Annotated in this window: 8 protein-coding genes; all 8 read right to left on the bottom strand. The window is 69.2% G+C overall.

The window, feature by feature from the left end; all coding sequences use genetic code 11:
- Nucleotides 1-160 precede the first annotated feature (160 nt).
- A complete protein-coding gene (locus VH914_16660) occupies nt 161-487 on the bottom strand; it encodes a hypothetical protein (protein ID HEX4492840.1) in 327 nt (108 codons plus the stop codon).
- A 207-nt stretch (nt 488-694) separates the two neighbouring features.
- Entirely contained in the window at nt 695-1,087 is a 393-nt protein-coding gene (locus VH914_16655) for a prepilin-type N-terminal cleavage/methylation domain-containing protein (protein HEX4492839.1), read from the bottom strand.
- Nucleotides 1,088-1,593: 506 nt separating this feature from the next.
- Nucleotides 1,594-4,413, bottom strand: coding sequence for a hypothetical protein (locus VH914_16650; protein ID HEX4492838.1), 2,820 nt, complete (start codon nt 4,411-4,413; stop codon nt 1,594-1,596).
- On the bottom strand, nt 4,413-4,982 hold the full coding sequence (locus tag VH914_16645; protein ID HEX4492837.1) for a hypothetical protein: 570 nt from the start codon (nt 4,980-4,982) through the stop codon (nt 4,413-4,415). The genes VH914_16650 and VH914_16645 overlap by 1 nt, the downstream gene beginning before the upstream one ends.
- On the bottom strand, nt 4,979-5,470 hold the full coding sequence (locus VH914_16640) for a prepilin-type N-terminal cleavage/methylation domain-containing protein (GenBank protein ID HEX4492836.1): 492 nt from the start codon (nt 5,468-5,470) through the stop codon (nt 4,979-4,981). The genes VH914_16645 and VH914_16640 overlap by 4 nt, the downstream gene beginning before the upstream one ends.
- Nucleotides 5,467-6,675, bottom strand: a complete 1,209-nt coding sequence (locus tag VH914_16635) for a type II secretion system F family protein (GenBank protein HEX4492835.1) — start codon at nt 6,673-6,675, stop codon at nt 5,467-5,469. The genes VH914_16640 and VH914_16635 overlap by 4 nt, the downstream gene beginning before the upstream one ends.
- 44 nt (nt 6,676-6,719) lie before the next feature.
- Entirely contained in the window at nt 6,720-8,702 is a 1,983-nt protein-coding gene (locus VH914_16630) for a GspE/PulE family protein (GenBank protein HEX4492834.1), read from the bottom strand.
- Nucleotides 8,703-8,939: 237 nt separating this feature from the next.
- On the bottom strand, nt 8,940-9,722 hold the full coding sequence (locus VH914_16625; GenBank protein ID HEX4492833.1) for a hypothetical protein: 783 nt from the start codon (nt 9,720-9,722) through the stop codon (nt 8,940-8,942).
- Nucleotides 9,723-9,736 lie beyond the last annotated feature (14 nt).

Here is a 9,736-nt window from a genome sequence, read left to right as displayed (position 1 = left end):
GAGCCGGCCTCACGGGACGGCGCGCACTCCTGAGGAGCCCGCGATCCTCCACCCGCACCGGGCGACCGCGCCGCCGAGAACCGGAGCTCGACCGGCGGCAAAACCGCCTCCCACCTGCGGAGACGCGCCGCGGGCCCGGCTCGCGCCAGCGGATTCGGCCTCAGCCCGCGGCGCCCACGGGGAGCGAGGCGCAGGGCCCGGTCGGCGCCGCGAGCAGGGTGTATCCACCCGCCGGGGTACCGATCCGGATTCCCACGTAGTACGCCGAGGCCGTCCGCAGGAACTGGGTCGCGACCAGGTCGGCGATCGTGGTCCACGACCCGTTGAGCAGCTGATACGAGCGCTCGGCGGCCCGGATCGTCTTGAAGTCGTCGTCGCAGGCGGTGAGCTGGGCGGCCGTGACCGCCGGTCCGAGGCCGACGGGCTGGGTCGTCGCCGGGGCGACGAATCCGGGCCGGATCGAGCTCGTCGCCGCCGACGACGGCACCGCCGCCCGATGGGCGGAGCCGCCCGCGCCGCACCCGCCGACCAGGGCGGATGCCGCCAGCAGGGCGGCCAGAGAAGACGAGCGAAGGAGCGGGTGCCGGCCCATCGGCGGCCTCCTCGAGGATGGAAATCACGGACGCGAAAAGGGGCCCGGTTGCCCGGGCCCCTTTCCGTGAATCGGTCGATCAGACCATTCCGTGGGCGATGCCTACGGAGCGGTGTACGTGATCGGGAAGCCCGGCGTGGCGGTGCAGTTGCCGCCGCCCGTGGCCGTGATCGAGTAGCCGTTCCCGCCGCCGGTCGCGGCCGCCGTCAGGTCCGTCGGCGCAGCCTTGAGCAGGCCGGCACCGAGCAGCTGTGCGCTGCTGCCGTAGGCGTTCGGGGTCACGCTCGCGAAGTACGCGTCCTCGGCACTCTCGATCGTGTGCGCGCCCGCGGTGCAGGCCGCATTCTGGCTCGAGCCCTTCAGACCGCCGATCGCCAGCACGACGATCGCGGCGAGGATGCCGAGGATGACGATGACGATCAGGAGCTCGACGAGGGTGAATCCGCCCTCACCGGTCTCCCGACGGTCACGGATCTTGCGCAGTGACTCGTACATGGTGGTGATTCCCTTTCCTTGGAATCGAAGTTCGGAATCCGTTCCGAATTGCAGTGAATGCTTGGTGCGTCACGCCGAGATCAGTCCCGGCCCATGCACCCCATCTGGGCCCAAAAGGACCGTGACGACTTCACGTCTGACGCACCACCCCCTCGCCGGCGAGTCGGCGAATGGAGTCGGTACCGGAAATGCCGAAGGACCTCGTGCCGAGATCGCATCGTCCAAGGCTTCCGACCATCTCGCTCTCCTCCGAAAGCACGTCTACGTGCTCTCGATCAAAGCGAATAGGTCGGTCTCACCATTGGCTCGCTCCGGGCAGTCGCGGTGACCGTGTCGTGCGCCCGGAGGTCAAAGCCCCCCATTCCCGTCTACTACGAACCGTAACGAATGACCACTCTCCGTGTCAACGCTCTCTGTGGTCGATTCCAACAACTTCACACTGACCGTGGCCGTCAGAGGCCGCGCAAGGTGAGCCGATCGGCCCATTGCGCAGCCCGCTCAGGCCGTCAGCGCTGGACCTTCCAGGACCAGATCTTCACGCCCTGCGGCTGGCCGCCGCAGGGGGTCGCGTCGTAGTCGCAGAACTCGACGTCGGCCGTGACCTTCGAGTTCCCCTCCGTCGCCGTGAGCGTGACCCGCCGGTTCGACAGCGAGGCGAGCAGCACGTCGGTCGTGATCGGGACCACGGCGTTGTTCGCCACGTTGTAGCCGAGCATCAGCATCCGGGCGACGACGCCCCGGTTGAACACCGGGACCGTCAGGACGTCGACGGGCATGTCGAGCGCCGCCGATGGCGCGTACACCGTGCCCCAGAAGGTGACGACCCGCGGGAACTGACCGCCCGCCGTGTCGCTCGCGACCCGGAACAGGGCGCAGGCACCGTTGTACGCCGGCGCGTGATCGGCCGTCGCGTCACCACCGTGGTAGTAGGGCGCCTTCGTGGTGCAACCGCAGCCCGGCGTGAGTCCACCCGTCGGCGTGCACGGCGGCTGCGGCGTGTAGGTGACCTTGAGCTGCATGCCGTCGAGCGTCTCGGTCGGGCTGCTCGACGCGCGGGTCGTCGTGAACTGCGCGTTGATGCCGGCGTTCAGCAGCGCGGGCGTGTTGAGGCAGCTCGTGAGGTCGACGAGGTCGGCGCCCGCCGCAGTGAGGTTCGTGTGCCGGGCGAGGGTCGCCGGGCTGCACGACGTCGTACCGGAGGTGACGGCGAGAGTAGGTGCGTTCAGCTGCGACGTGCTCGAGTCGCTGTGCGTGACGTCGAGCTCGACCTTGTTGATGATCGCGTCGGTGGGCACGAGGTTCGCGGCCGGGACCGGCCACGTCGTCGGCGTGAACTGCGTGAGCGTGATGGAACGGCTCGTGGTCGTCGTGCTCAACGCCGCGGTCGCGGTCCCACCGCCGACGGCCTCGCCGTTCGCGGGATTCGTGAACGTCGTGCCGGCGAGGTACGAGGTCGGCGTCCAGGTCGTGCCGACGGCCGACGGCGCCGGGGCCGCTCGCAGGCCCATCAGCGTGATCTCCTGCTTCGTCGTCGACGGCTCGTCACAGACTTCGAAGCGGCCCGTCTTCAGGAAGACGCGGCTGTCACCGCCGAACACGAACTCGTCGCCGTGGCTCCAGCCCGCGTCGGTCTCGTGCCGGCAGGCGCCGGGCACCGCGGGCGACGAAGGCGTGATCGTCGCCGGCGCCGTCGCACTCCACGCCGGGCGACCGGCCGTGTGGTAATCGACGACGAGCACGAGACCGTCGAGGTGCTCGTTCTCGGTACCGCTGCCGGTGTGGCCGACGCTGTACTTGATCGTCGGGCCGAGGTCGATCGCCGCGGCCGTGTTGAGGCAGCTCGTGACCTCGACGCGGTCCTGGCCGAGGCCTCCACCCGCGGGCGCCTGCATCGTGAGCCCGGGCAGACCGGTGCAGGCCGACGACGCGCCGGCCGGCGTGATCGAGTAGGTCGGCGTGGTCGCGAGCGCCGGCGTGTCCTCGCGGTGCACGACCCGGAGGTACACGTGGTCGATCGTGGCGTCCGGCGGGATCGCGGTGCCGGTCTGCGTCAGGAAGTTGGAGAGCGTGATCGTCGCGGTGCCCGAGGTGTACGACGCGTTGTTGGTCACACCGTCGATCACGGTCGCCGCGTTGTTCGTCGCCGCGCTGTTGAACACACTCACGTTCGAGACGCGCTGGGCGGCGAACGTGTTCTCCTGCGATTCGCGCGCGACGGCGGTGGCGTTCTCCTGCCCGCCGACGACGCGCACCGTCTTGTCGTCGATCAACCACTGGTGCGCGCACTGACCGGCATCGACCGTCGCGGTGCAATAGGTCTTGGAGGTCGATGCGGCCGGGCCGTTCGCGAAGTCGAAGTAGTACGCGCCGGGCGCGAACCACAGCAACGCACCGGGGCAATCGCCGTCGGTGAAGTTGCTCAGCACGCTCGCGTCGCTGTACGTGCCCGCGGTGAAGTGCACGAACGGCACGTTGGTGGGCGTGCGGGCGCTCGGGCAGCTCGAGATCGTGCTCCCGTTGATATCCGTGATCGTTCCGGCCGCGGGCGGCGCGTCGAACGGAGCCGTCCACTCGGCCTTCGTCGCGCTCGTGTCGCTGCCCGGGTCGAGCAGCCGCGTCGCGTACGGCGCGACCTGGGTGTTCGACACGGGCGCCGCGTGCAGGTGGCCGGCGGTCGCGACGTCGAGGTCGTGGTTCGACTCCCGCACGATCGCGTCGCCGTTGACGACCTGGATGTGCTCGGCCGTCGACGTCTGCGGGCAGCCGTTCGCCCAGATGTCGGAGTCGACGTCGGAGTTCACGTACACGTTGCCGTGCACGGTCAGCAGCTTGTCGTTCTGGACCTGCGCGATTCCCGCCTCGTCGTTGAGGTTGTCGCAGTTCGGGAACGAGCTACCGCCACCGCCGGGCGCGGCACCGTGGTACGGCGCGGTCGTGAGGACCGCGAAGCCGGGCGACTTGGTCAGCGCGCCCCCACTACCGGCGCCGCTCGGGTCCGACTGGCACGTGACCTGCACGCCCTCGCCGTTGATACCCGAAGCCGCGACGAACGCGGCCGCGGAACCGGCGGGACAGCTCGAGTCGGAGCCGTCGGCCGCCCCGCGCTTCAAGAGCGCGTCGGACTGGAGGTACTTGATCGCGCTGTCGACGCCGCCGCTCGCGGCGTACTCGTTGCTGCGCTGGTCGGCGAGCTTCGTGCCCGCGAGCAGACCGTTGCTCGTGTACTGCGTGAGCAACGCGGTGACGATCGAGCAGACGATGAGCACGGCGAGCGCGACGGGAAGCGCCGCGCCCTGCTCGTCGCGACGGCGGGGGTGGATACGCATCACGTCAACCTCTTCGTGGCCTGAACGTTGGTCGTGTAGGTGGAACCGGCGGTCGTAGCGTTCGATTGGGTGATGGAGCCTTTGACCATCTGCCACGCGCCGGAGCACGGCAGCGCGACTCCGGTGGCGTCGGCACAGCTGAACAGCGGCGCGCCGGAGAGGTTGTACGCAACGCGCGCCGCGCCGGTCACCGTGCCGCCGCTGCACGTGCGCCGGAGGAACAGCACACCCGAGTGGTAGTAGGACACCGAGGTCTGCGTCGCGTCACCGGGTTGCGATGTCGTGACGAGCAGGTCGACGGCGCGCGCCGAGGCCCCGCAGACCGCAGTCGACTCCGTCGTGGTCGGCGCGACCGTGACCGCGTTCTGCACGTCAGGCGTGAAGTACGACGCGAACAACGCGGCGCTGTTCGACTCGTCGATGCGGTTCTCGGTGCCGACCATGGAGTGCACGGTCGTGAACATCGCGGATACCAGCGGAACCATGATCAGGCCCGTGATGAGCATGGCGATGAGCAGCTCGTTGAGGGTCAGGCCCTCCTCGCCGCGACGTCGGAAGACCTTCCTCATGACGTCTCCACAGGGTTGCGCTTGACGATCTGCAGGGTCTGGCTGCCGGGGCCCGAGAACGGGTGCGCGACGATCGTGATCCGCTCGACGCCGGTGTCGTAGGGCGTGCCGTCGCCGGTCACGCCGGTCTGGCACTGGCTCTGCGTCGTGGAGAACGCGTCCGTCGGGTTCGAGCCGGTCAGCACGTCGCCGTACTCGACCTTCGTGATCGTGACCGAGAAGGCCGCGGGCATGTTCGTCATCGCCGGGTAGGCGCCCGCACCGGTCACCGACGCGCACCTCGCGTAGGAGGCCGCTTGCAACTGCTCGGCGTAGGCGCGCACGCCGCTGTCGGCCGTGGCGAGGTTGCGGTGGGCGCGCGACGTGTACAGCACGGAGCTCAGCGAGCCGAGGAGTGCCGTGATCGCGACCCCGAGGATCACGACCGCGATGAGCACCTCGCTCAGCGTGAAGCCGCGTTCGTCGACGACGACCTTGGGCGTCGTCACGACAGCTTCACCTGGTTGAAGATGCCGTACAGGGCGGACACGAGTGCGATGGCGACGAAGCCGACGATCACACCGACGATGACGATGACCAGCGGCTCGAAGAGCGCGATCATCCGGTCGAGCTTGTAGCCCACTTCCTTGCCGTAGAAGTCGGCCGCGGTCTCGAGCTGGGTGTCGAGCGTGCCGGTGTCCTCGCCGACGCGCACCATCTGGCAGACGCCACCCGGGAAGAGTCCCGTCGCCGTGATCGGGCCCGACATGCCCTCGCCGCGGATCATCGCCTCGCGGGCCTCGTTGAGCTTGGTCGTGTAGATGACGTTGCTCGTCGAGCCACTGGCGATGGCCATCGCGTCGGGGATCTGGACGCCGGCCTTCACGAGCGACGCCAGGATCCGGCAGAAGCGCTCGATCAGCGTGAAGCGCACGAGGTCGCCGAAGACCGGTGCGCGCAGCAGGAAGGAGTCCTTCACCCGTCGGCCGCGCGGCGTCTTGACGTAGAGCGTCGTCGCGATGACGAGCAGCACCATGCCCAGGCCGACCGCCCAACCCCAGTGCTGAAGGAAGTCGGTGAACGCGAGCAGCATCCGCGTCGGGAGCGGCAGCTTCGCGTCGAGGTCCTGGAAGAAGCCGCGGAACTTCGGCAGCGCCACGGTCACGATGATGACGACGGACAAGATCGCCATCACCATGATCACCGCGGGGTACGTCAGCGCCGACTTGATCTTCCGGCGTGCGTTCTCCTCGCGCTCGATGTAGCTCGCGAGCTGATCGAGCACCGTGTCGACGTGACCGGTGAGCTCGGCCGAGCGCAGGATCGTGACGTAGAAGCCGGGGAACACGTCGGAGTGCTCGCCGATCGCGTTCGAGAGCGTCTCGCCGCTACGCAGCGACTCCGCAACCTCGGCCAGCACCTTGCGGAGCCGATCGTTCTTCATGTCGGAACGCAGCGTCTCGATCGCGTCGATGATCGGGATGCCCGCGCGCACGAACGCGGCCAGCTGCCGGGAGAAGTTCATGATCTCCTGGCGCGGTACACGCTTCGGCGTGAGCTCGAGCTTCATGAGCCCTTGGCGTTCCTTGATCGCCTGGGCGAACATGCCCTTCTCGGCGAGCCGCGCGCGTACGTCGTTGGCGTGATCGGCCTCGAGCATCCCCGAGACGGACTGCCCGTCCGAGGTGACCGCGGCGTACTTGAACTTCGTCATTGTCTGCTCCTACAACGTGCGCAACGCGAATCGGGATCGGTCGGTCAGAGCGGGTAGACGCTGCGCAGGATCTCGGGGATCGTCGTGGTGTCCTCGGCGACGAGGCGCAGCGCTTCGTCGCGCAGCGGGTGCATGCCCTCCGCGATGGCGAGCTTTCGGAGCTCGGAGTACGCGGGCTGGTCGACGATCAGCTCGCGCATCGCGTCCGTCATGCGCAGCACCTCGTAGACACCGATGCGCTCCTGGTAACCGGTGCCGGAGCAGAAGTTGCAGCCTTCGCCGTGGAAGAACTGCGTCTTCTCGGCGCCACCGATCGATTCGTAGAACGCGAGCTCGTCGGCGGGCGGCTCGTAGGGCGCCCGACACTCACGGCAGATGCGGCGGACGAGCCGCTGGCCGACGACCGCGAGGACCGACGGGGCGATGAGGAACGGCTCGATGCCCATGTCGAGGAAGCGGTGGATCGCCGACGCGGCGTCGGTCGCGTGGAGCGAGGAGAGCACGAAGTGCCCGGTGAGCGCCGACTGCACGGCGATGCGGGCGGTCTCCACGTCGCGGATCTCGCCGACGAGGATCACGTCGGGGTCCTGGCGGAGGATCGACTTCAACCCGCCGGCGAAGGTGATCTCCGCGGCCTCGTTGATCTGGATCTGGTTGACCGTCGGGAGCACGTACTCGACGGGGTCCTCGATCGTCGTGATGTTGCGCTCGGTCGTGTTGATCTCGGCGAGCGCCGCGTAGAGCGTCGTCGTCTTGCCGCTGCCCGTCGGCCCGGCGCAGAGCACCATGCCGAAGGGTGAGCGGAGCAGGTCCGAGAACGCCTCGGTCGCGTGCCCGGGCATGCCGAGGTCGGTCATCTCGTAGAGCGAGCGGCTCTTGTCGAGGAGTCGGAGCACGGTCTTCTCACCGTGGATGACCGGCGTGGTCGAGACGCGCACGTCGAGCGCGCGGTTGTCGACCGCGGTCTCGAACTGCCCGTCCTGCGCGCGCCGACGCTCGACGATGTTCATGCCCGACATGACCTTGATGCGGCTCACGATCGCGGGGCCCATGTCGGCCGGCAGCGTGAGCACGTCCTGCAACGCGCCGTCGATACGCATACGCACGCGGATCTGGTGGCCCATCGGCTCGATGTGCACGTCGGACGCGCGGTCGCGCAGTGCCTGCGTGACGATGAGGTTCACGACCTGCACGACCGGCGCCGAGCTGTCGACCGCCTGCTGCAGCGTCGGCGCGTTCTCGACGCGCGCGGGCTGCAGGCTCGTGAGCTCGAACTGGCGAATGTGACGCTCGACGTCGGCGAGCGCGCGGTACGACTGGTCGATCGCGCGGCGAACCTCGGACGCCGGCGCGAGGAGCAGCGTGACGCGACACTTCGATGCCTTGGCGAGCGCGTCGACGAGGCCGGCGCGGCGCGGGTCCGCGACCGCGACGTCGAGCATGTTGTCGCGACGCACCATCGGGATCGCGCCGAGCTCGCGCGCCGTCGCTTCGGGGAGCGCGGCGAGCGCGTCCTCCGACGGCGTCTCGCGACGAAGGTCGACCGACGCGACACCGAGCTGCTGCGCGAGGACGTCGATGAGCTTGCGCTCGTCGACCACGTTCATCGCGACGAGCGTCTCGCCGAGGTGATGATCGGGTTGCTGCTGCGCGAGCGCGCGCTCGAGGTCGTCGACGGTGAGGAGATCGCGCGACACGAGGAGCTCGCCGAGTCGTTGCACCGCGCCACCGTTCGCGCTCGTCGCGCTCGTCGCGCTCGGTGCGGGCGGTGCGATCGTCGCGGTCGCGGTGGGAGCGGCCGGTGGCGCGCTCGGAGCGGCGACCGTCGCGACCGGCGCGGCGGTTGGCTTGCCGTTCTTCTTCGCGGCGCGCCGGCCCTTGCCGTTGCCGTTCGCGTCGGCGGCGACCTCGGTGTGGCCGTTGCCGTTGCCGTTGCCCTTCGCGGCGATCTCGGTCGGCAGCGCCGGACCGTCGATCGTCGCGGGATCGACGTGCGCGCTGTTCTTCTGCGACGACTTGAACCTCATCGGTTCACGCCCCGCGCACAGATCGCGGCAACGGAACAACCACGCAGCGTTGTCATGCCCCAAGCCCTTCAACCCGTCAGAATGCCCACCGGGAAGGTAACAAAGACCACGGAGAGTGGCAATAGGCTGCCTGACCTGGTCGGTCAGAGCGCGAAGTACCAGGTTGGCGTGCCGGCGCCGATTTCGGTCCGCAGGGCACGATCTCACAGATTGTGAGATCTCAGTCTCGGAGGGAGTTCACTCTCCGCGCGCAGTTCCGCGGTGGCGTGCGCGTCGCCGTCGCGGCGCGTCGATCGCGACCGCCGTCCCCGCCTGGCGCGCCGCCGCGGCGGCGCGAGCGCGCCGCGTGTGCTGCCGAACCTGCTCGACGATGCTGCGCTGCTCGTCGAGCTCGAATCCGTGCGCCTCACCGAACGCCCACACGCCGGCAACGAGCGGCGGAACACCGATCATCGGGCTGATGAGCACGACCCACGCCAGCGGCCACAGCACGCGCATGCACCACTCGGCGAAGAGCATCAGGTCGATCGCCGCGATGCACGCGCGGTATGGCGCGTACGTGAGTGCGGTCATCTCGACCGCACTCAACGCGGCGAGCTCGTGTGGCGGCAACTCGAGCGCGCCCTGCGTGACACACAGATTCGACGCGTCGGCGCGCCCGTACGCGAACGCGTTCACCGCGGCGGCGTCGGTCACCCACATCGCGGGCACCGACACGCCACGCGCGAGCGCGAAGGAGCTCAACGCCGGCGCGAGCGCGCGCTCGTCGTCCGGACGCGCGAGTTGCGCGCCCGCCCACCCGCGCAGCCGCTTCCGCGGTCCGCGCGCGGCAACGAGCGCGATGACGGACGCGGCTGCGGCGAGCACGACGGCCGAACCGATGCCGACCGCGACCCAGTCGCGCGTCGAGAGCCCGCCGACTCCCCCGCGCACCACGACGAGCACCGACACGACCGGAAGGATGAGATACGACGACACCACGAGCGCGCCGATCGCCCGCAGCACGCGCGCGCGTCGCAACGCACGCTCGTGCG

The sequence above is a fragment of the Acidimicrobiia bacterium genome (assembly GCA_036271555.1).
Lineage (GTDB): Bacteria > Actinomycetota > Acidimicrobiia > IMCC26256 > PALSA-610 > DATBAK01.
Note: the sequence above shows the minus strand (reverse complement) of the source record. Positions and strands in the feature narration are given on the sequence as shown.

Excerpts from the sequence above, each read along its gene's own strand:
- VH914_16655 (HEX4492839.1), bottom strand. The coding sequence starts at position 1,087 with ATGTACGAGTCACTGCGCAAGATCCGTGACCGTCGGGAGACCGGTGAG.
- VH914_16645 (HEX4492837.1), bottom strand. The coding sequence starts at position 4,982 with ATGAGGAAGGTCTTCCGACGTCGCGGCGAGGAGGGCCTGACCCTCAAC.
- VH914_16635 (HEX4492835.1), bottom strand. The coding sequence starts at position 6,675 with ATGACGAAGTTCAAGTACGCCGCGGTCACCTCGGACGGGCAGTCCGTC.
- VH914_16630 (HEX4492834.1), bottom strand. The coding sequence starts at position 8,702 with ATGAGGTTCAAGTCGTCGCAGAAGAACAGCGCGCACGTCGATCCCGCG.
- VH914_16650 (HEX4492838.1), bottom strand. The coding sequence starts at position 4,413 with ATGCGTATCCACCCCCGCCGTCGCGACGAGCAGGGCGCGGCGCTTCCC.